This window comes from Agrobacterium bohemicum (assembly GCF_002896715.1).
GTDB classification, from domain to species: Bacteria; Pseudomonadota; Alphaproteobacteria; order Rhizobiales; family Rhizobiaceae; genus Agrobacterium; species Agrobacterium bohemicum.
In genome coordinates this window covers 321,096-343,663 of sequence record NZ_PGEL01000024.1, presented here as the reverse complement: position 1 = coordinate 343,663, position 22,568 = coordinate 321,096, and the positions used below count along the sequence as shown (strand labels likewise).

Annotated in this window: 17 protein-coding genes; 15 read left to right on the top strand and 2 right to left on the bottom strand. The window is 57.0% G+C overall.

All coding sequences use genetic code 11. The annotated features are described in order from the left end of the window. Window position 1: 1 nt before the first annotated feature. The 4 genes from hisA to coaA all read left to right on the top strand — a co-directional run bounded on the left by hisA (window position 2) and on the right by coaA (window position 2,847). A complete protein-coding gene (gene hisA, locus CUC55_RS12030; RefSeq protein ID WP_067646166.1) occupies window positions 2–736 on the top strand; it encodes a 1-(5-phosphoribosyl)-5-[(5-phosphoribosylamino)methylideneamino]imidazole-4-carboxamide isomerase in 735 nt (244 codons plus the stop codon). Then, window positions 733–1,509, top strand: coding sequence for an imidazole glycerol phosphate synthase subunit HisF (hisF, locus tag CUC55_RS12025; RefSeq protein WP_103087974.1), 777 nt, complete (start codon window positions 733–735; stop codon window positions 1,507–1,509). Before hisA ends, hisF begins: the two co-directional genes overlap by 4 nt. A gap of 16 nt (window positions 1,510–1,525) precedes the next feature. Further along, window positions 1,526–1,849 carry a phosphoribosyl-ATP diphosphatase gene (locus CUC55_RS12020; protein WP_103087973.1) on the top strand — a complete coding sequence of 108 codons (324 nt, stop codon included), beginning with the start codon at window positions 1,526–1,528 and terminating at the stop codon, window positions 1,847–1,849. A 29-nt stretch (window positions 1,850–1,878) separates the two neighbouring features. Further along, window positions 1,879–2,847 carry a type I pantothenate kinase gene (gene coaA, locus CUC55_RS12015; protein ID WP_103088015.1) on the top strand — a complete coding sequence of 323 codons (969 nt, stop codon included), beginning with the start codon at window positions 1,879–1,881 and terminating at the stop codon, window positions 2,845–2,847. A gap of 3 nt (window positions 2,848–2,850) precedes the next feature. Here coaA and arfB read toward each other — a convergent pair whose 3' ends face one another. Then, entirely contained in the window at window positions 2,851–3,285 is a 435-nt protein-coding gene (gene arfB / locus CUC55_RS12010; RefSeq protein WP_067646301.1) for an alternative ribosome rescue aminoacyl-tRNA hydrolase ArfB, read from the bottom strand. 109 nt (window positions 3,286–3,394) lie between these two features. Next, on the bottom strand, window positions 3,395–5,005 hold the full coding sequence (locus CUC55_RS12005; RefSeq protein ID WP_103087972.1) for a phosphoenolpyruvate carboxykinase: 1,611 nt from the start codon (window positions 5,003–5,005) through the stop codon (window positions 3,395–3,397). Window positions 5,006–5,341: 336 nt separating this feature from the next. Here CUC55_RS12005 and chvI point away from each other — a divergent pair, with 336 nt between their 5' ends. From chvI to addA, 11 genes are all read left to right on the top strand, one after another. Continuing rightward, window positions 5,342–6,067: a two-component system response regulator ChvI gene (gene chvI, locus CUC55_RS12000; protein ID WP_103088014.1), complete on the top strand. Its 726-nt coding sequence runs from the start codon at window positions 5,342–5,344 to the stop codon at window positions 6,065–6,067. A gap of 64 nt (window positions 6,068–6,131) precedes the next feature. After that, window positions 6,132–7,910 (top strand): stimulus-sensing domain-containing protein, encoded by a 1,779-nt coding sequence (locus CUC55_RS11995; protein ID WP_425352824.1) that lies wholly within the window; start codon window positions 6,132–6,134, stop codon window positions 7,908–7,910. Further along, window positions 7,846–8,364 (top strand): HPr kinase/phosphorylase, encoded by a 519-nt coding sequence (locus CUC55_RS11990; RefSeq protein WP_425352816.1) that lies wholly within the window; start codon window positions 7,846–7,848, stop codon window positions 8,362–8,364. Before CUC55_RS11995 ends, CUC55_RS11990 begins: the two co-directional genes overlap by 65 nt. Before the next feature lie 125 nt (window positions 8,365–8,489). Beyond that, complete coding sequence (locus tag CUC55_RS11985) at window positions 8,490–8,891, top strand: PTS sugar transporter subunit IIA (protein WP_067646150.1); 402 nt, start codon at window positions 8,490–8,492, stop codon at window positions 8,889–8,891. A 14-nt stretch (window positions 8,892–8,905) separates the two neighbouring features. Beyond that, entirely contained in the window at window positions 8,906–9,181 is a 276-nt protein-coding gene (locus tag CUC55_RS11980) for an HPr family phosphocarrier protein (RefSeq protein ID WP_067646147.1), read from the top strand. Between the two features lie 126 nt (window positions 9,182–9,307). Beyond that, complete coding sequence (ahcY, locus tag CUC55_RS11975) at window positions 9,308–10,708, top strand: adenosylhomocysteinase (RefSeq protein ID WP_103087969.1); 1,401 nt, start codon at window positions 9,308–9,310, stop codon at window positions 10,706–10,708. Window positions 10,709–11,060: 352 nt separating this feature from the next. Next, complete coding sequence (locus CUC55_RS11970) at window positions 11,061–13,496, top strand: sensor histidine kinase (RefSeq protein WP_245417747.1); 2,436 nt, start codon at window positions 11,061–11,063, stop codon at window positions 13,494–13,496. After that, window positions 13,493–15,007 (top strand): tRNA (adenosine(37)-N6)-threonylcarbamoyltransferase complex ATPase subunit type 1 TsaE, encoded by a 1,515-nt coding sequence (gene tsaE / locus CUC55_RS11965; RefSeq protein WP_103087967.1) that lies wholly within the window; start codon window positions 13,493–13,495, stop codon window positions 15,005–15,007. Before CUC55_RS11970 ends, tsaE begins: the two co-directional genes overlap by 4 nt. A gap of 10 nt (window positions 15,008–15,017) precedes the next feature. Continuing rightward, the gene (locus CUC55_RS11960; protein WP_103087966.1) at window positions 15,018–15,737 is read left to right on the top strand and encodes a nucleotidyltransferase family protein; all 720 of its coding nucleotides are present in this window, start codon (window positions 15,018–15,020) and stop codon (window positions 15,735–15,737) included. 25 nt (window positions 15,738–15,762) lie between these two features. Beyond that, window positions 15,763–18,939 carry a double-strand break repair protein AddB gene (gene addB, locus CUC55_RS11955; protein ID WP_103087965.1) on the top strand — a complete coding sequence of 1,059 codons (3,177 nt, stop codon included), beginning with the start codon at window positions 15,763–15,765 and terminating at the stop codon, window positions 18,937–18,939. Continuing rightward, window positions 18,929–22,486 (top strand): double-strand break repair helicase AddA, encoded by a 3,558-nt coding sequence (gene addA, locus CUC55_RS11950; RefSeq protein ID WP_103087964.1) that lies wholly within the window; start codon window positions 18,929–18,931, stop codon window positions 22,484–22,486. The genes addB and addA overlap by 11 nt, the downstream gene beginning before the upstream one ends. The last annotated feature ends 82 nt before the right edge of the window (window positions 22,487–22,568 follow it).

Genomic DNA, 22,568 nt, shown 5'->3' with positions numbered 1-22,568 from the left:
CATGATCCTATTTCCTGCAATCGACCTTAAAGACGGCCAGTGCGTTCGCCTCAAGCTTGGTGACATGGAGCAGGCCACCGTCTACAACGAGGACCCCGGCGCGCAGGCAAAGGCCTTCGAAGACCAGGGCTTCGAGTGGCTACATGTGGTGGATCTGAACGGCGCGTTCGCCGGGCAGAGCGTCAATGGCGATGCCGTCGATGCTATTCTCAAATCCACCAAGAACCCAGTGCAACTGGGTGGCGGTATCAGAACGCTGGCGCATATCGAAGCGTGGCTTTCCCGCGGACTTGCCCGCGTCATTCTCGGCACCGTTGCCGTGCGCGATCCGGTTCTGGTCATCGAAGCCTGCAAGCGTTTCCCCGGACAGGTCGCTGTCGGTATCGATGCCAAGGGTGGCAAGGTTGCAGTAGAAGGCTGGGCGGAAGCCTCTGAACTCGGTGTCATCGAACTCGCCAAACGTTTCGAGGGTGCGGGCGTTGCCGCCATCATCTACACCGATATTGACCGCGATGGCATTCTGGCCGGTATCAACTGGGCCTCCACGCTGGAACTAGCCAATGCCGTTTCCATTCCCGTGATCGCCTCTGGTGGCTTGGCCTCCATCGAAGACATCAAGCGTATGCTGGAGCCGGATGCCGCCAAGCTGGAGGGCGCCATCTCAGGGCGCGCGCTCTATGATGGCCGCATCGACCCGGCAAATGCGCTGGCGTTGATCAAGGAGGCACGCGCATGACGCTGAAAGCCCGCATTATTCCCTGCCTCGACGTCAAAGACGGTCGCGTCGTCAAGGGCGTCAACTTTGTTGATCTCATCGATGCCGGTGATCCGGTGGAGGCCGCGAAAGCCTATGATGCTGCCGGTGCCGATGAGCTTTGCTTTCTCGATATCACCGCCTCCTCCGACAATCGCGATACGATTTTCGACGTCGTGTCCCGCACAGCGGACCATTGCTTCATGCCGGTGACGGTCGGCGGTGGGGTTCGTGCCGTTTCAGATATTCGCAAGCTTTTGCTGTGCGGTGCCGATAAGGTCTCGATCAATTCCGCTGCCGTGAAAGACCCTGATTTCGTGGCGCAGGCGGCAGACAAATTCGGTAATCAGTGCATTGTCGTTTCCATCGATGCCAAGAAGGTTTCCGTGACAGGCGAAACCGATCGCTGGGAAATCTTCACCCATGGCGGCCGCCAGCCGACCGGTATCGACGCTGTGGAATTCGCCATCAAGATGGTGGAGCGCGGTGCTGGCGAATTGCTGATCACCTCCATGGACCGCGATGGTACCAAANGCGGTTATGACATCGCGCTGACCCGCACGATTGCCGATCAGGTCCGTGTGCCTGTCGTCGCATCCGGCGGTGTCGGCACATTGGACGACCTCGTTGCCGGCGTGAGAGATGGCCACGCGACGGCAGTTCTGGCCGCATCCATCTTCCATTTCGGCACCTATTCCATCGGTGAAGCCAAGGCCTATATGACCGAGCACGGCATCGCCATGCGCCTCGATTAAGCCAAGGTAGCGAGAGATGACCAGCTTTTCCCTTTCCGATCTGGAGCGCATCGTCGCTGAACGTGCCAGCGCCTCGTCCGAGCAATCCTGGACGGCCAAGCTTGTGGCGGCGGGCCAGCCCCGCGCGGCCAAGAAGCTGGGCGAAGAGGCGGTGGAAGCCGTCATCGCCGCCATATCCAATGATCGCAAGAACCTGACGGATGAGGCAGCCGATCTGCTTTACCACCTACTGGTGGTTCTGAAGATCGCGGATATTCCACTCTCCGACGTGCTCGCAGAACTGGAGCGCCGCACTCGCCAATCCGGCCTGCAGGAAANGGAATCGAGGCCTGCTAAATGACGACCGTGGCACGCATGGGAGGACAAAGCATGCCAAACACGCTCGATCATTTCCGCCCCGACGAATATTCACCCTATTATTTCTTCAGTTCGGAAGAGTGGTCGAAATTCCGCGCCGATACGCCGATGACGCTTTCGGCTGACGAGTTGAAACGATTGCGTTCGCTGAACGACCCCATCGATTTGGACGAGGTCAAGCGCATCTACCTGTCGCTGTCGCGCCTTCTCTCTACCCATGTCGAGGCGTCGCAGGTCCTGTTCGAACAGCGCAACCAGTTCCTCAACATGGCAGGTGTTAACAAGACCCCCTTCGTCATTGGCATTGCCGGATCGGTCGCTGTTGGTAAATCAACGACTGCCCGTATTCTGAAAGAACTTCTGGCGCGCTGGCCATCCAGCCCCAAGGTCGATCTCATCACCACAGATGGTTTCCTCTACCCCAACGAGGTCTTGCGGAGGGAAAGTCTGATGGAGCGAAAGGGCTTTCCCGAAAGCTATGACATCGGCTCTTTGTTGAGGTTTCTTTCAGCTATCAAGGCCGGGCAACCGGATGTGATGGCGCCCCGCTATTCGCACCTGACTTATGACGTGGTTCCCAACGAATTTACCACCATCGACCGGCCAGACATTCTGATTTTCGAGGGCATCAACGTCCTGCAATCGCGCGATTTGCCAGCGGGTGGACGGATCGTGCCGATGGTATCGGATTTCTTCGATTTTNCCATTTACATCGACGCCGACGAACCGCTGATCCATAACTGGTACGTCAACCGTTTCATGAACCTGCGGCAAACAGCCTTCCGCGATCCATCGTCTTACTTCAATCGCTACGCCTCTATATCGGAAGAAGCAGCCCGGGCGATTGCCGAGGGGCTCTGGGAAAACATCAATCTCAAGAATCTGCGGCAAAATATCTTGCCATCACGCCCGCGTGCCGACCTGATCTTGCGCAAGGGACAAAACCACCTGATCGACACGGTGGCGCTTCGCAAGCTTTGAGGGCTATTCCTTATCGGGCCTGCTGCGCATCTTTTTGACGTCAGAACGGCCGGATTTGGCTTTGAGACGCCGCTCGACCGAACCCTTGGTGGGTTTCGTCGCCCGGCGCACTGGCGGCGGCGGTTCCGCGGCCTTGAGGACGAGTTCTTTCAGCCGCTCTCGCGCGTCTTCGCGGTTACGCTCTTGCGTACGAAAGCGATTGGCCTCGATCATCAAAACGCCGTCTTTCGACACCCGCCTGCCACCAAGCTGAAGCAGGTTCGTTTTGACGCGATCTGGCAGAGACGGGGAATTGGCGACATCGAAGAACAGTTGAACGGCGGTCGACACCTTGTTGACGTTCTGCCCGCCGGGACCACCTGCCAGCACGAATTGTTCCGTCAGTTCCCATCCGGCGATCGTGATTCGGTTGCTGATAAATAGCGGGGCGCTGGCCATGTTCGTTCTCCGGCAGCGGTGATGCCACAGATCGGTGCGGATGAAANCCACATGCAGAAACGAAAAACCCGGCGCAAGGCCGGGCTTCACGTGAATCCATTTNCAGTTCTTATTCGGCAGCGACCAACAGACCGGGAGCAGCATCACGGACCTTGCCGTCGACATGGTCTTCGAACTTGGTGAAGTTCGTGACGAACATGGAAACCAGCTTCTTAGCCTGGGCGTCATAAGCTGCACCATCAGCCCAGGTCGAACGCGGGTCGAGAATGCCACTGTCGATACCATCAAGCGCGGTCGGGACCGCAAAGCCGAAATTCACATCCGTGCGGAACTGTGCGTTTTTCAGCTCCCCTGTGAGCGCTGCACTCAGAAGCGCGCGGGTTGCCTTGATAGGCATGCGCTTGCCAATACCGTAGGCACCACCGGTCCAGCCGGTGTTGACCAGCCAGCAATCGACGCCGTGCTTGCCGATGAGGTCACGCAGCAGATTACCGTATTCGGCGGGATGGCGCGGCATAAAGGGTGCACCAAAGCAGGTCGAGAATGTCGCTTCCGGCTCAGTCACGCCCTTTTCCGTGCCAGCAACCTTTGCCGTGTAGCCGGAGAGGAAGTGGTACATGGCCTGTTCCGGCGTCAACCGGGCAATCGGCGGCAGCACGCCGAAGGCATCGGCGGTCAGCATGATGATCGTCTTGGGATGACCGGCGAGGCCAGTATCGGATGCATTCGGAATAAAGTGCAGCGGATAGGCGCTACGGGTGTTTTCCGTCAACGACGTGTCGTTGAAATCCGGAACGCGGTTTTCATCGAGAACGACGTTTTCCAGCACTGTGCCGAAGCGACGAGTGGCGGCATAAATCTCAGGCTCCGCTTCTGCCGAAAGCTTGATGGCCTTGGCATAGCAGCCACCTTCGAAGTTGAAGATACCGTCTTCGCCCCAGCCATGCTCGTCATCGCCGATGAGTGTCCGCGATGGATCGGCAGACAGCGTCGTCTTTCCGGTTCCGGACAAGCCGAAGAACACAGCAGCGTCACCATCAGGACCGACATTGGCCGAGCAATGCATGGGCATGACACCCTTGGCAGGCAGCAGGTAGTTGAGAACGGTGAAGACAGACTTCTTGTTTTCACCGGCATAGGAAGTGCCGCCGATCAGAACTAGGCCCTTGGTCAGGTCGCACGCGATAACTGTCTCAGTGCGAACGCCGTGGCGGGCAGGGTCGGCTTTAAAGCTCGGTAGATTAATGATCGTGAGCTTTNGTTTGAAGGATGCAAGCTTTTCGCGGGATGGACGAATCAACAGGTTGCGAATGAACAGGCCGTGCCATGCAAGTTCAGTCACGACACGGGTTGGAAGCGCATTGCCCTCATCCGCACCACCGATAAGATCCTGCACATAGAGCGTCTTGCCAGCGGCGTGGGCAAGCATATCCTTATGAAGAATGTCGAAGTGCTCAGGCGAAAGCGGCTTGTTGTTGTCCCACCAGACTTTATCTTCTGTCGAAGCATCGCGAACAACGAACTTGTCCTTTGGAGAACGACCCGTGTGCTGGCCGGTGACCGCACGCAATGCTCCGTCAGCAGTCACGTCTGCCTCACCGTTGCGGATCGCGTGTTCGTACAATTCGCTCTCTATGAGATTGTAGTGAACCGCGGAAACGCCAGTCAGACCGAGTGCCGACAGTCCATTTTCAGGATTATGTACTCCAAGTTCCTCCACGGGCGCGTTCCTTTTCGTTAAACAAAGCCGTTGAAATTTTCACGGAAATTAATCCCGGTTAAAACAAAAGACAAGTCCGACTTTAAAAATAATCAATAATTTCAATATATTAATCGATTTAAAAGATTTTATTCCATTTTAAATCGGTTTAGTTCCCTGTTGAATCCGGCAATGTCTGCCTCTGCAGAATTTACTGCTGCCGGACAGCCAAGAAAGCCACTCTTTNCCTTTGCCACAATTTGTTCCACCTTTATACTCATGAGAAAGGCTCACGGCGCAACCTTTGGCTGGGGTGCATGTCGGGAGTATTGATGAATGACGCTGGAGACCAATATTATGCAGACAATTGCGCTTGTGGATGATGACCGGAATATTTTGACGTCGNTCTCGATCGCGCTTGAAGCAGAAGGTTACAAGGTCGAAACATATACTGATGGTGCGTCTGCCCTCGACGGGTTGGTTGCACGTCCACCTCAACTGGCGATTTTTGATATCAAGATGCCGCGTATGGATGGAATGGAGCTGCTGCGCCGCCTGCGCCAGAAGTCCGACCTGCCGGTGATCTTCCTCACCTCGAAGGACGAGGAAATCGATGAGCTGTTCGGCCTTAAAATGGGCGCGGACGACTTCATCACTAAACCCTTCTCGCAGCGTCTTCTGGTCGAGCGCGTCAAGGCGATCCTTCGTCGCGCCAGCAGCCGTGACGCCGCCGTGCCGGGTGCAAGCCCGCTGAAGCCAACAGCAGACCAACAGGCCCGTACCCTGGAGCGCGGCCAACTGGCCATGGACCAGGAACGCCACACCTGTACCTGGAAGGGCGAGCCNGTCACCTTGACCGTGACCGAATTCCTCATCCTGCATTCGTTGGCCCAGCGCCCCGGTGTGGTCAAAAGCCGTGATGCACTGATGGACGCGGCCTATGACGAGCAGGTCTATGTTGATGACCGGACCATCGACAGCCATATTAAGCGCCTGCGCAAGAAGTTCAAACTGGTCGATAACGACTTCGACATGATTGAAACACTGTACGGTGTGGGATATCGCTTTCGCGAAGCAGCCTGAGATACGGCAGCCATGAAATGACGCCGCGATATAGCGGCGCTGAGGGACGACGTTGCTGAACAAAATGCAGGACAGCGTATCGGATCATACCGATGCCGACGACCGTGAAAGCGGTCGACGGCATCGTATTCATCCGCTGACGATTGTCCGGCGTATTTTCGGCAATGCCGTGTTTNCCAGCCTCACCCGGCGTATCCTATTTTTCAACGTCGCGGCGACCGTGGTTCTCGTCGGTGGTATTCTCTATCTCAATCAGTTCCGCGAAGGCCTGATCGATGCGCGTGTCGAAAGCCTTCTGACACAGGGAGAAATTATCGCAGGCGCGATTTCGGCCTCTGCATCTGTCGACACCAATTCCATCACCATCAACCCTGAAAAGCTGCTGGAATTGCAGGCGGGTCAGAGCATCACGCCTGTGCCCAACGATGAAGACCTGAGCTTTCCGATCAATCCCGAGCGTGTAGCACCCGTCCTTCGGCGGTTGATTTCACCAACCCGCACCCGTGCCCGTCTTTTCGATGCGGATGCCAACTTGTTGCTGGATTCGCGCCACCTTTATTCACGCGGCCAGGTTTTGCGCTACGATCTGCCGCCCGTCGTGCAGGAAACGCAGACATGGAGCGAGTGGTTCGCCAGTGTCTTCAATCGCATGCTCCAACCCAGCAGCTTGCCGCTCTACAAAGAAACGCCGGGCGGCGATGGCTCCATCTACCCGGAAGTGATGAACGCCCTAACCGGTGTTCGCGGTGCCGTGGTGCGCGTTACGGAAAAAGGCGAACTGATCGTTTCCGTTGCCGTTCCTGTGCAGCGCTTCCGTGCGGTGTTAGGCGTGTTGCTTCTATCCACGCAGGCTGGTGATATCGATAAGATCGTGCATGCCGAGCGTCTCGCCATCATGCGCGTTTTCGGCATTGCTACCCTCGTCAATATTGTTCTGTCGCTGTTGCTTTCCTCCACGATAGCAACGCCGCTGAGACGCCTGTCGGCGGCAGCGATCCGCGTGCGACGCGGTGCGAAAGCACGTGAGGAAATCCCGGATTTTTCGGCGCGACAGGATGAAATCGGCAACCTTTCCATCGCTCTCCGCGAGATGACCAACGCGCTCTATGATCGCATCGACGCGATCGAAAGTTTNGCTGCAGACGTTAGCCACGAGCTTAAAAACCCGCTGACATCCTTGCGAAGCGCCGTCGAAACCCTGCCTCGGGCCAAAACCGAGGAATCCAAACAGCGCCTGACTGAAATCATCTTTCATGATGTGCGCCGTCTGGACCGTCTCATTAGCGATATCTCGGATGCCTCGCGCCTTGATGCCGAACTCGCCCGTGCCGATGCTTCGCCCGTCGATCTGGAAGTGCTGCTCGGCAATCTGGTCGAGATATCCCGCCAGATCAGCGCCAAGAAAAAGAAGGTCACGATCGATTTGACCGTCGATCATAAGCCAGGCACCAAGGTCAGCTACATCGTCAACGGCCATGATCTTCGCATCGGCCAGATCGTGACCAACCTCATCGAAAACGCCCGCTCCTTCGTCGACAGCGATAATGGCCGGATTTTCGTACATCTGTTGAGGCAGAAAGATCGCTGCATCGTGCGCGTTGAAGACAATGGCCCCGGCATTCAGGCCGAAGACATCGATCGAATTTTCGAACGTTTCTATACCGACCGCCCTTCCGCCGAAGGTTTTGGCCAGAATTCCGGGCTCGGCCTTTCCATCAGCCGACAGATTGCAGAAGCGCATAACGGGACTTTGAAGGCCGAAANCATCATCGACAAATATGGCGTCATCTGCGGTGCACGTTTCAGCCTGTCGCTTCCACTTGCGCAAGCCAATGAGCGCTGAGCGAACCAATATTCACGCGACCGCGATCGTAGTCGGGCAGACAGGCCTCCTCTTTGTCGGCCCATCCGGCAGCGGAAAAAGCGAGCTTGCATTCAGTTTNCTGACAGAGGCTCAGCGCTGTGGCCTGTCAGCAGTTCTCTTGGCGGATGATCAGGTCTTTATCACGATCCGCGACGGGATCGTGATTGCGGAACGACCCGAGCCGATTGCGGGACTTTTGGAACTGCGCGGCAGCGGCATTATTTCCATGGACAGCGTGGCAAAAGCGCAGATGCATTATGCCATCACATCTGCCCTACACCCGGAAAGCCCCCGTCTGCCGCCTGAAANTGAAATGATGGAGTTTGTCGGCGGTGCCCATCTGCCCTTACTGCATATTCCGCGCGACAGCATCATGCCCTATGGAAAATTTGCTGCACTTGCTCAGAATCTTTTCATAACCAAGGGAATGTGAATGGAAAACCGGCAATTTGGGGCTTGCGCTTCGTATTTTCCTCATCAAGATGTGCCCCCACCGATAGACATGATTGCGGCATTGCGATAGTCGGCAATCAAGGTGCGTGCGAAAGGGAGCATTTAATGATCGGACTAGTGCTTGTCACCCATGGCAAGCTGGCTGAGGAATTCCGACACGCGGTAGAGCATGTGGTCGGTCCTCAGAAATTGATCGAGACAGTTTGTATCGGTCCCGAAGATGACATGGATCAACGTCGGCAGGATATTCTCGATGCCGTAGACCGCGCCGATGACGGCAATGGCGTCATTATTCTGACCGATATGTTTGGTGGTACGCCTTCCAATCTGGCCATTTCCGTCATGCATAATGGCAATGTCGAGGTCATCGCAGGCGTCAATCTACCCATGCTGATCAAACTTGCGGGCATTCGCACCGAAGATAACATGGAGAAGGCCTTGCAGGAGGCCTCGGATGCTGGCAGAAAATACATCAATGTCGCCAGCCGCGTTCTCAGCGGCAAGTAAAAAAGTTCATTTGAATGTCGCCTCTTTCGCGGGAATTGCTGATTGTCAACAAGCGCGGCCTTCATGCCCGAGCGTCTGCGAAATTCGTGCAGATGGTTGATGGTTTCGACGCAGAAATCACTGTCTCCAAAGATGGCATGACCGTTGGTGGCACTTCCATTATGGGCCTGATGATGCTGGCTGCCAGCCCAGGCTGCACTGTCGTTGTCGAAGCCAGCGGCAATCAGGCGCAAGAGGCATTGTCAGCACTTGAAGCGCTAGTTGCAGACCGTTTCGGCGAAGAGGTTTGATAACCACGCATATAAAGACATAAAGACTTCTTTATATCATTATTGCCAGATTGATCCCAGCCTGATAAACCGCAGCTATCTTTAAGGCAGCGGTTCGTCCCTGCCACCTTTGAGCAGGAGATACTTATGAGTGCTGAAAAAGATTACATCGTTGCCGATATCAACCTGGCCGCCTACGGCCGCAAGGAACTCGACATCGCCGAAACCGAAATGCCGGGCCTTATGTCCTGCCGCGAAGAATTCGGCCAGACCAAGCCTTTGAAGGGTGCACGGATCTCCGGCTCCTTGCACATGACCATCCAGACAGCTGTTCTCATCGAGACGCTGAAGGAACTGGGCGCTGACATTCGCTGGGCATCTTGCAACATTTTCTCCACCCAGGACCATGCGGCAGCGGCCATTGCCGAAACCGGTATTCCGGTGTTCGCAGTCAAAGGTGAAAGCCTCACCGAATATTGGGAATATACCGACAAGATTTNCCAGTGGACCGATGGCGGCTTCTCCAACATGATCCTAGACGATGGCGGCGATGCCACCATGTACATTCTGCTCGGCGCGCGCGCGGAAGCTGGCGAAGACGTTCTGTCCAAGCCTGATTCCGAGGAAGAAGAAATCCTCATCGCCCAGATCAAGAAGCGCCTTGCCGCCTCTCCGGGCTGGTTCACCAAGCAGCGCGATGCCATCAAGGGTGTGACCGAAGAAACCACGACAGGCGTTCACCGCCTCTACGACCTCAGCAAGAAGGGTCTGCTGCCTTTCCCTGCGATCAACGTCAATGACAGCGTGACCAAGTCGAAGTTCGACAACAAGTATGGCTGCAAGGAATCGCTGGTTGACGGCATTCGTCGTGCCACCGACGTGATGATGGCAGGCAAGGTTGCCGTCGTCTGCGGTTACGGCGATGTTGGCAAGGGTTCTGCTGCTTCGCTTCAGGGCGCTGGCGCTCGCGTCAAGGTCACGGAAATCGATCCGATCTGCGCGCTGCAGGCTGCCATGGACGGTTTTGAAGTCGTTCGTCTGGAAGACGTCGTCGCCTCGGCTGACATCTTTATCACCACCACCGGCAACAAGGACGTCATTCGCATCGAGCATATGCGCGAGATGAAGGACATGGCCATCGTTGGTAACATCGGCCACTTCGACAACGAAATTCAGGTTGCTGCTCTCAAGAACCTGAAGTGGACCAACGTCAAGCCGCAGGTAGACCTCATCGAGTTCGCCAAGGGCAACCGCATGATCCTTCTGTCGGAAGGCCGTTTGCTCAACCTCGGCAATGCTACGGGTCACCCATCCTTCGTGATGTCTGCGTCCTTTACCAACCAGGTTCTGGGCCAGATCGAGTTGTTCACGAAGCAGGGCGAGTACAAGAACGACGTCTACGTGCTGCCAAAGCACCTGGATGAGAAGGTTGCGCGTCTGCATCTTGAGAAGCTGGGCGTGAAGCTGACAGAACTTTCTGATCTTCAGGCAGATTATATTGGCGTGTCCAAGACAGGTCCATTTAAGGCTGAACACTACAGATATTGATTTTATGGTTAATATCCACAATTAATGTACTAGATATGGATATGGCGGGCTTGACAAAGTCCGCCATATCTTTTNGCACCCTCCCTTCACGGGGGTTTCCGAAGGCGGTATTGTCACAAGACTTGATTCGTGCGCGGGCATAGCGTGCGGAAATGGGATGTCTTGTCGAGAATGCGGCACATAGGACGGAGACAGACCGGGGATGACGGTAGACGATTCACGCGCGCAAAAGCGGGCGAAAAACCACCATGAGCCGGGCAGCTTGGATGCGCCGGTGCGTAGTCGCTTGAAAGCCTCGCTTGCGGGGTCAGTGAGCGTTATTCGCAAANGAGCGAAGACACTTTCCGTCCTGATGACGGGAACTGTCTTGAGCGGCTTTGCGACAGTTGCGCAAGCACAGCAAAACACGGTTTNGCAGACTGGAGAACGCCTGTTCTCGTCCTCAGAAACCATAACCTATTCATTGTTTATCGGTGTCGTTTCAGCGACGCTATTTTCCATCGTCTGGCTTGTTCGCCAACGTGGAAACATCGAAGCTGAGACCAACGAATTCAAAGCGGCGCTCTCCGAAGCCAATGCAAAGATTTCGAAATACGAAGCACTGATTGCGGATAAGTCGCGCCGTATCGTGATCTGGGAAAGCTCGAGCCAAAGAGCGGAATTCATAGGTCAACTACCACCAGAAACTGGGGTACCACAGGCCGATCACGATTTTCTGGCCTTCGGTCGCTGGCTTCGGCCGGCGTCCGCTGCTCCGCTTGAAAAAGCCATTGAAAAACTGCGCAGCCACGCGCAGAGTTTCGACCTGACCGTCGAGACGCAGCGCGGCGAGGTGATAGAGGTTCAAGGTCGCGTGTCCGGCGGCAAGGCATTTGCCCGTTTNGTGGCGCTCAATAATCTGCGTGCAGAGCTTGCCAATCTTAAAGTCGAGCGTGAGCGGTTGGTATCGTCGATCTCGACATTCCAGGATCTTCTCGACAGTATTGAGCAGCCCGTCTGGCGACGCAATTCCGATGGTGCACTGACATGGGTGAACCACGCGTATGCACAGGGCGTGGACGCCCGCAACCCACATGAGGCCGTCAGCGAACAGCGCGAGTTGCTGAACACTGTCACACGCCAGAAAATTCGCGCGAGCGCCACACCTGAATCACCCTATCATGACCGCATCTCCACCGTCGTTTCCGGCAACAGAACCTTTTTCGATGTTGTCGATATAAAAACGCCGGGCGGTTCCGCGGGCATAGCCATCGACACGACGGAAGCCGAAACCGTGCGTGAAGAGTTGAAACGCACCCTTAAAAGCCACGCCGAGACACTGGATCATCTGGCAACACCGGTCGCGATCTTCGATGGCCGACAGCGCCTGCAATTCTACAATCAGGCCTTCGTCAGTCTCTGGGGTGTCGATCTTGTTCTGCTGGAATCCAAACCGGATAATTCCGAGCTTCTGGACCGCCTGCGCTCCGATGGCAAACTGCCGGAACAGTTGAACTGGAAGAGCTGGAAAGAGACGGCTCTCGCTGTCTACCGTTCCCTCGATACGAAAACAGATCTCTGGCATTTGCCGAACGGACAGACGCTGCGTGTAATCGCAACAGCGCATCCGCAGGGCGGCGCAACCTGGGTCTTTGAAAACCTGACCGAGCAGGTCGACCTGCAAATGCGCTACAACACGCTGGTTAAGGTTCAGGGTGAAACCATCGACCATCTTTCCGAAGGTGTAGCCGTGTTTGGTGCAGACGGACGCATCCGCCTGTCGAACCCCGCCTTCCGCGCGCTGTGGGCCATCACCGGCGAAGAAGCCGAGGCTGGTAAGCATATTCGCTCCATAGAAGAAGCCTGCTCGCAATCCTATGAAAAGCCGGATGGCTGGCGCGCTTTCAGCCAGTTCATCACGAGTTTCGATGATGAACGCCTGTCGAAACAGGGCACGCTCGAACTTTTGTCAGGCCTCGTGCTGGATTACGCGATTATTCCTTTGCCGGATTCTCAAACCATGCTGACCTTCGTCAACATGACAGACAGCGTGCGTGCAGAACGGGCACTGAAGGAAAAGAACGAAGCGCTGCGCAAGGCCGACGAGCTTAAGAACGACTTCGTCCAGCACGTGTCCTACGAACTCCGGTCGCCTTTGACCAATATCATTGGCTTTACGGATCTCCTGAAAACGCCCGCCATCGGTGATCTCAGTGACCGTCAGGCGGAATATCTCGATCACATCTCCACGTCTTCATCCGTACTGCTGACAATTGTGAACGACATTCTTGACTTGGCGACTGTTGACGCAGGCATCATGCATCTCAACTATACCGAAAACGATCTGAACGAACTTCTGGCCGATGTGTCGGTGCAGATAACGGATCGCTTGCAGGAAAGCGGTGTTCTGCTGGAGATCATCGCCCCTGCGCATTTGGGTGCAATCGTTGCCGACCATCAGCGTCTGAAGCAGATTCTCATCAAGCTTTTGACCAATGCCGCAAACTTTGCACCCGAGGGATCGGCTATTACGCTGACGTGCCAGCGCAGCGAAGGCGACTTCGTTTTCTCAGTGGCAGACCAAGGACCAGGTATCCCGGAAGACATGCTAAAANCCGTCTTCGACCGCTTCTCGACACGTGGCAATGGCGGACGCCGCACTGGCGCTGGCCTTGGCCTTTCCATCGTTGAAAGTTTTGTCAGTCTCCACAGCGGTAATGTCACCATCGACAGCCGCCCCGGTGAAGGCACCGTGGTCAGTTGCCGCATTCCATCCGGCTCACATCCGCATTCCATCGCCGCAGAATGAACGAGACGGTTCCGCCTATTTCCATTTNCCTCGCCGATGAAGCCGAGACGATCCGGCTTGGCGAGGAGTTGGCGCTGACCGTACAGCCCGGCGATTGCATTGCGCTGATCGGCGATCTCGGTGCCGGGAAGTCAACGCTGGCGCGCGCGCTGATCCGTGCAATTGCCGGTGATCAATATCTCGAGGTACCCAGTCCGACCTTCACCATCGTCCAGTCCTACGATCTCCGGTTTCCCGTCGCGCATCTCGATCTCTATCGCTTGTCTGATGCCTCCGAACTGGATGAACTCGGCATTGACGAGATGCTGACCGATGGCGTTTGCCTGATCGAATGGCCGGAGATGGCGGCAAATGTATTGCCCAATGACAGCACGATCACGCTGCGCCTGACCCACCAGAGCGAAGGACGTGTGGCGACCATCGATGCACCGCCGAGGCAAAGAGCGCGGTTTGAGCGAGTACTTGCGATCCGCGATTTTCTTGATCAAAACGGCAAACAGAACGCCTCCCGTCAGTATTTCAGCGGCGATGCCGCCTATCGCACCTATGAGCTGGTAAGCGACATCAAGGGCCAATCCCTGCTGATGGATTGGCAGCCGCCCCCAAAAGGGCCAGTCATCAAGGATGGCAAGACCTACGCCGAAATCGTGCATCTCGCCCGCGAGGTCACCCCNTTCGTTGCAATCGACAACTACCTCTCAGCCAACGGCTTTTCCGTACCCGCCATCCTAGCGCAGGATCTGGAGCGCGGCATTCTGCTTCTGGAGGATATGGGTCGCGATGGGGTGTTGGATGCCGAGGGCAATCCAATTGAGGAGCGCTATCTGGCAAGCGTCGCTTGTCTCGCAGCGTTGCATGATGCCTACGCTTCTGGCGATATCACTCTCACGAATGGCACGACCTATCAAGTGCCGCGCTTCGACGCGGATGCGATGAAGATCGAGACATCGCTGCTTTTGGATTGGTACCTGCCGTATATTCATGACGCAGAAATCGATAACAGTGAGAGGCAGGGCTTCTTTGCCGTATGGGACCAGTTAATCGAAAAGCTCGATAATGCGGAAACCGGGCTTTTGCTGCGAGATTTTCATTCGCCCAACATAATCTGGCAACCCGAGAAANCCGGCACTGACCGAGTTGGGATCATCGACTTTCAGGATGCTATGATAGGGCCGAAGGCTTACGATCTGGCGTCCATCATTCAGGATGCGCGGGTTACGATTTCACCTGATATGCAGGCGCGGTTGATGGCGCACTATCTCGGCATCAGGCGCAACAACCCTGCTTTCAATGAAGCATCCTTCCTGAGAGCTTTCGCGATCATGGCAGCCCAGCGCAATTGCAAGCTGGCGGGAATCTGGGTGCGGTTGATGAAGCGGGACGGCAAGCCGCATTATATGAAACACATGCCACGCACATTCGCCTATCTGGGCTCAGCGCTGGAACATCCCGATCTCGACATCCTGCGTTATTGGTTCGAGCGTGCAGGCATCGATATCCACAAAGAGTGAAGTGTCTCCCATGACGATCAGACAAGCGATGGTGCTGGCGGCGGGTCTGGGTACCCGAATGCGGCCGATTACCGATACGATTCCCAAACCTCTGGTCAAGATCGCCGGGCGGCCGATGATCGATTACGTCATTGATGTGCTTGTTGAGGCCGGGGTCGAAACTATCGTCATCAATGTGCACCATCATGCCGACAAGATGGTCGATCATCTTGAGACGCGTAAAGACGTTAAAATCCTGATCTCGGACGAACGGGAACAGTTGATGAATTCCGGTGGCGGACTGGCCAAGGGCTTGAAACAGCTGGAACCTGGGCCCGTTATCGTGATGAATGCCGACCTGTTCTGGGTTGGCGAAACGCCTGATGAAANCACTAATCTGCAGAGGCTTGCACATTTTTTCGACCCTGAGACCATGGACATGGCGCTGCTCTGCGTCGACATGGACCGGACGACTGGCCATAACGGCAAAANGGATTTCAACCTCGCCGATGATGGGAAATTGACTCGCTACAACGAAGGTGAGCCGCGTCCGGTGGTTTATGCCGGTGCTATCGCCATGGATACGCGGCTCCTGGAAGACGCGCCTACAGATGCCTTCAATCTCAACATCTATTTCGACCGTGCCATTATCGGAAACAGGCTTTTTGGCCTGTCACTTTCCGGTCAATGGATTACTGTCGGCACGCCGGATGCTATAGAAGATGCGGAACGAACCATCGCAGCCCTCTAAAGCAACCGAATAGTGAGATGACCCATTGGCGCACGCCAAGCGTATTCTAACCATCGCCCCCGGAACGCCTTTCCTCAGAACGCTGGCAGCAGCACTATGCGATGGCAGGCTGACACCCGGCTTTCGTTACGATGCCGCTGATCCGCTGTCGCTGGCCAAGGTCACTATCTACGTTCCCACCCGCCGTTCGGCGCGTGTACTGCGTTCGGAATTCGTGGATCTGCTCGGCGGCCAGTCGGCCATTCTGCCCATCATCCGTCCCTTGGGCGAGACCGATGACGATAGCGGCTTCTTCGATGTCGAAACGCCCGCAACCATCGATCTCGCGCCACCCATTTCCAGCACGGCGCGACTGGTCGAACTTGCACGCCTGATCCTTGCCTGGCGCAACAGCCTGCCGGATGCGATCCGCGCCGTTCATTCCGATTCGCCGCTGGTCGCCCCCGCAAGCCCGGCCGATGCCATCTGGCTGGCACGCTCGCTGGGCGAAGTCATCGACGCCATGGACACGGAAGATCGGGATTGGGATGCGCTCTCCAAGCTCAACACCGCCGACCATGCGCAATGGTGGCAATTGACCGCCGATTTCCTGAAAATTGCCAGCGTCTTCTGGCCCGCACGGCTAGAAGAACTCAACAAATCCTCAGCCGGGCGGCACCGCAACGCCATTTTACGCGCGGAAGCCGAGCGGTTGACAAAGATCGGATCGGACGATCCCATCATCGTTGCTGGCTCCACCGGCTCCATCCCGGCAGCGGCGGACCTGATTGTATCAGTCGCGGCCCTGCCTCAGGGAACCGTCGTTCTGCCGGGCCTAGACATAGACATGCCCGAGGACCAGTGGCAGTCGATCAATGAAAGCCCTGACGATCCGTCCAGCCGCACGCATTCGCAATATGGCCTGTTCATCCTGCTGCAAAAGCTCGGCGTATCGCGTAACGAGGCCGAGCAGATCGGTGTGCTGGACGCCGACCTGCAAAACCGTGCCGCGATCTTTTCCACGGCCCTTGCCCCGGCCAAGGCAACCAGCGAGTGGAATGAATGGCGCTCCGAAAAAAGCGATGCATTTTTCGATGAGGCCTTCGCCACCGCGTCTATCATAGAAGCCGCCAATGAACGCGAAGAGGCAACGGCCATCGCCATTGCCCTTCGCNTGGCGCTCGAAAAGCCCGGCATAGGCGGCCAATCACAGGCGGCACTGATTACCCCGGACCGTGGGCTTGCGCGCCGCGTCGCGACAGAGCTTGCCCGCTTCGGCATCGAGGCCGACGATTCCGCTGGTACGCCGCTGTCAGCCACGCAGCAGGCTGGTCTGTTGATGCTGGCGCTCGAAGCCATCTTGCGTCCCGGTGATCCCGTTGCGGTCATGTCTCTGCTCAAACACCCCCTCGCCCGCTTCGGTCTTGGCGAAGCAGACGTGGGCCAGGCCGTTGCCGGCCTGGAACTGCTGGCGTTACGCGGTGGTCGCACAGAAACGACGCTCGACACGTTGGAAACCCTTCTGCAACAGCAAATCGCCCTCCAGACCGACGACAGGCATCCGCCGCAATGGCGGAAATCTCTGACTGAGGGCACTGCCATCGTCGCTGCCGATTTGGCCCGTCAGATCAAGAGGGCCATCGAACCGCTGGATGCGGCTTTTGTCCGCAAAGACCCCATCAGTGGCCGTTTAACGGCGCGGCTTACGCTGGCCGACTGGGCAGAGCGAACAGGGCGGGTGATCGAAGCCATATGCATCGATGAAAAAGGTGATCTGGCCAATCTCTGGTCGCATGAGGCGGGCGAAAAACTGTCCGGTCTTCTTTCGGAGTTGATGGAGTGCGGCAGCGTGCTGGAAGCCAACGGTCCGCAATGGATCGACATCATGACGGCGCTGATTGCTGGCGAATCGATCAAGCCTCGCGCCATGCGCCACCCTCGTGTCTTCATTTTTGGTGCGCTGGAAGCCCGTCTTCAAAGCGTCGATACCGTCATCATCGGCGGCTTGAACGAGGGCATATGGCCCGGCCAGACAGCCAACAATCCTTTCCTGTCCCGTAACATGAAAACCGCCATCGGGCTCGAGCCACCGGAACGACGCATCGGCCAATTGGCGCATGATTTCGAGATGGCGAATGGCACGCGACATATTTTCTACACCCGCGCTCTGCGCCAGGGCTCCACCCCCGCCGTCGCCTCACGCTGGCTGCAACGGCTTCTGGCGCTGGGCGGGGAAGAGTTTACCGAGACATTGAAGGCACGTGGCACGGCCTACCGCCATTGGGCTACCATGCTGGATGAAGGCGATAGCCAGCAAGCCGCCAAGCGTCCTGCACCTACACCGCCGGCAGAGCTGCAACCAAAATCCTATTCCTTCAGTGAAGTTGGAAGGCTGCGGCGCGATCCCTATTCCATCTATGCGCGACGCATCCTGAAGCTTGATCCGCTGGATGAATTCAACCGTGATCCGGGTGCTGCCGACCGTGGAACACTCTATCACCGCATCATGGAAACCTATTCCCGCGAAGAACATGTGCCCGGTACGCCCGCTGCCGAAGAGGCAATGTCCAGGGTGCTGCATGCCTGTTTCGATGCGGAAAACCTGCCACCGCATATCGATGTGGTCTGGCGGCCTCGCTTCGAAGCTGTCGCGCGCGAGTTTCTGAAATGGGAAAANGATCGTCGCGCACTGGTCAAGCGCAGCCACATAGAGGCGAGGGCCGGGCAGGAAATTCCGGAAGCGGGCATTCGCCTGACCGGCGTCGCCGACCGCATCGACATCAAGACATCCGGCAAGGCCGATATCATCGATTACAAGACCGGACTTTCGCCTTCCGTCAAACAGGCGCGTTCGCTGCTTGATCCGCAATTGGCGCTGGAAGCGGCGGCGCTGATGCGCGGTGCCTTCCGCGATACGGGCTCTCCGACACCGGAGGATTTGATCTATGTGCGCCTGCGCCCAGGCGAGCGCTTTGGCACGGATACGATCAACAACGAACACACCAAGGCAACAGCCAAAACCGCGCCGAAATCGGCAGTGGAGCTGGCGAGTGATTCCCTCGACCAACTTGCCAAGTTCTTGATTTCGCTGCGCGAAGGCAAAAACGGCTTCGTTTCGCGGCTGATTCCCGAAGAGCAGCAGGCCTATGGCGGCGAATATGACCACCTTGCCCGTGTCTCCGAATGGTCGACGGCAGAACCGGGAGATGGCGATGCTGAATGACATCATCGATCACGGCCCTGAGCAGGACGATCCGAAAAGCTGGATCGACTGGACGAGCGCGCAGCAGACCCGCGCGTCAGACCCCACCAGCTCCGCCTGGGTGTCGGCCAATGCCGGGTCTGGCAAGACTCACGTTCTGACGCAGCGGGTGATCCGCCTGCTTCTGGCCGGATGCCGCCCATCCGCGATCCTTTGCTTGACCTACACCAAGGCGGCGGCATCGGAGATGTCGAGCCGTGTGTTCGACCGTCTCGCCGACTGGGCTACACTCTCCAACGCCGATCTCAGTGATCGCATCACCGCCATCGAAGGCCGTGTTCCCGATCTCATTAAGCTGAAGGAAGCACGGCGGCTGTTTGCCAAGGCGCTGGAAACGCCGGGTGGCCTGAAAATTCAGACCATTCACGCCTTTTGCGAAGCGCTGCTGCACCAGTTTCCGCTGGAAGCGAATGTCGCCGGGCATTTCTCGGTACTGGATGATCGTGCCGCAAGCGCGCTGTTGGCAGAAGCGCGCCGCACGCTGTTGACCGCCGTCTCCATGGAGGCAGATCAGCCGCTGGCGCACGCGCTGGCTTACGTTCTCGATATCGCCGATGAGACCGGGCTGGAGGCGCTGCTCGGCGCCATCGTTTCCAACCGCAACGCGCTAAACGGCTTTCTTCAACAGGCACGCCAGAGCGGTGGAGTCGATGCCGCGCTGCGGGCCAAGGCAGGGGTTGGCGCGGAGGAAACAGAAGAAACGGCAGCGGCGGCCTATTGGCCCCTGCCCGGTCTTTCCGGCCTGTCGATGGAAACCTACCTAACCCTGAGCGACGAAATCGGCGGATCGCGTGTCATCGATGTCGCCTACGCCCTTCGTGAAGCCGCACGTACGACAGATGTTTTCAAGCGCGTCGAATTCATTGAAGCTGCTCTTTNGACCTCGCAAGGCGCGCCGAAGTCCGACGCTTACGTTATCAACAAGGCCATGCAAANGTCTGCACCCACCCTGCTGGACAACCTGACAGCGGCTCGTGCCCATGTCGTCGCCTGCCGAGATCGATACCGCACCATCCGCATGCTGGAAGCGACCAGACATGCGCTGACTCTCGCAGAACGGTTGATCGGTGATTTCGAGGATTTAAAGAAACAGCGCAGCCAGCTGGATTTCGAGGATCTGATAGAGCGCGCTGCGACGCTTTTGAATCGCGATACGGCCGGAGCCTGGGTTCACTACAAGCTGGATCAGGGTATCGATCACATTCTGGTGGACGAAGCGCAGGACACCAGCCCTGTGCAGTGGTCCATCATCCAGTCGCTGGCGGCTGATTTCTTCCATGGTCACACGGCGCGTGAGGGGCGGCGCACAGTATTCGCCGTAGGTGACGAGAAACAGTCGATCTACTCCTTCCAGGGCGCGCGGCCGGAACGCTTTTCGCAGGAAAGCCGGGAAACGCAGCGGCGCGTCACCGCGGTGGAACAGACATTCCATTCCGTCCGTCTACCCCTGTCCTTCCGCTCCACAGACGATGTTCTTGCCGCCGTCGATCAGGTCTTTTCCCTGCCAGAACATGCGGAGGGGTTGAGCGCCGAGAAGGAGCCCGTCGAGCACCGCTCCAACCGCCAAGGACAGGCAGGTACCGTTGAACTGTGGGACATGATTGCCGCCGAGCCGGTGGAAAATGAAGAGGACTGGACGGCACCCTTCGATGCGCTGCGCGAAAGCGCCCCGCCCGCCATCGTCGCGCGCCGCATCGCAGCGCGAATCGCTGAGATGATCGGCAAGGAAACGGTGGTGGAAAAGGGCGTGGAACGCACTATCGAGGCGGGTGATATTCTGGTTCTGGTCAGAAAGCGCCACGCCTTCGTCAACGCGCTGACCCGCGAGCTAAAACAGCGAAAGAACATTCCCGTTGCCGGTGCGGACCGCCTGCGGCTGACCGACCACATCGCCATTCAGGATTTGCTGGCGCTTGGCCGCTTCGTGCTGTTGCCGCAGGACGACCTGTCGCTATCGGCACTGCTGAAAAGCCCGCTGTTCAATCACTCAGAAGAAGACATCTTCGAGATCGCCGCCAAACGCCCGCCGGATACCAGCGTCTGGCAGTATTTGCGAGCGGTATCAGAACAGCCGGAAGGGAGCCATTTCACGGTTTCCGTGGCCCAACTTCTACACTTCATCGAACTGTCAAAAACGCAGACGATCCATGACTTCTTTGCTGCCGTGCTGACCCTGCATGAAGGTCGAGCAAAATTCCTCGGACGGCTGGGCAATGAAGCCAGCGACGTTATGGACGAATTTCTGTCCTTCGCGCTCGATCATGAAAGGACCGGCCTTCCGGGCCTGCAATCCTTTATTTCCGTGATGGAAACCGACGCGCCTGAAATCAAGCGCGAACAGGACAAGGAACGCGGCGAAGTCCGCATCATGACGGTGCATGCCTCCAAGGGTCTTGAAGCGCCCGTTGTTTTTCTGGTCGACGGCGGCTCGAAGGCTTTCATCCACAGCCATCTGCCGAAACTGCGTTTCATCGAAACCCATGATGCTTCGCTACCCATCTGGTTGCCGGGCAAAGGTTTTGACAATGCGCTGGTGTCGAAAGATGAGGACCGACTCAAGCTTTCGGCTGAGCAGGAATATCGCCGTCTTCTCTACGTGGCGATGACGCGTGCTGCCGATCACTTGATCGTCTGTGGCTATCGGGNNCCCCGGGAAANTCTCGATTGCTGGCATGCGATGATTGCGCGTTCGCTGGCGGCGGATGAAACCCGCTGCAAACGCCAAGGTTTTTCCGCAGGCGGCGAAGACTGGGATGGTCTCTTGTGGCACTCGACCAGCYGAGACGCCAAGGCAATCACCAAAACCGAACCGCTGCCCCTTCCCGTTCGGGAGGTGCTGCCACTTTCGCTGATGCAGCCTTTGGCTCCACCACCAGCTCTGCCGCGTCCGCTCAGCCCTTCCGGTGCCGGAACGATCATCGATGACGGATCCGAGGACCTGCTGGTCACTTCACCGCTATTTGCCAAACAGGAGGTCTCATCCGGCCTTGCCTTGCAACGCGGCAAGCTGGTGCACCGGATGCTGCAGACATTGCCGGAATACCCCTTGGAACAGCGCGACGATGCTGCCCGCCGGTATGCGGAACGCGCCGCCCGGTTCTGGCCGGAGACGGACCGCGAAAATCTGATTCGCTCGACGCTTAACGTTCTGTCAGCACCCGCGCTCAAATCTGCTTTTTCCAACAATAGTCGCGCGGAAATCTCCATCATGGGAACCTTGCGGTTGGGCACGAAGGATTACGCGGTCTCCGGTCGGATCGACCGGCTGGCGGTGGAAGGCGACCGGGTCATTCTGGTCGATTACAAAACCAACCGCGTGCCGCCGGAGAAAGATGCCGACATATCTCTGGCGCACAAGGCACAGCTTGCCATTTACAAGAGCATTCTGGCGCCGCTTTATCCAGGCAAGACCTTTACATGCGCTCTGGTCTACACGGAAAACGCTTCATTTGTGACGCTCAGCGACGATGCGCTTGCCGCCGCCCTTGCCGCAATCGAGACAAAGTGAGATACCGGACATTGAAATTGCTGCCCACCGGCATCACTTGTCTATCAACCGAAATCACTGACAATCAAGTCATCGAAAGGAG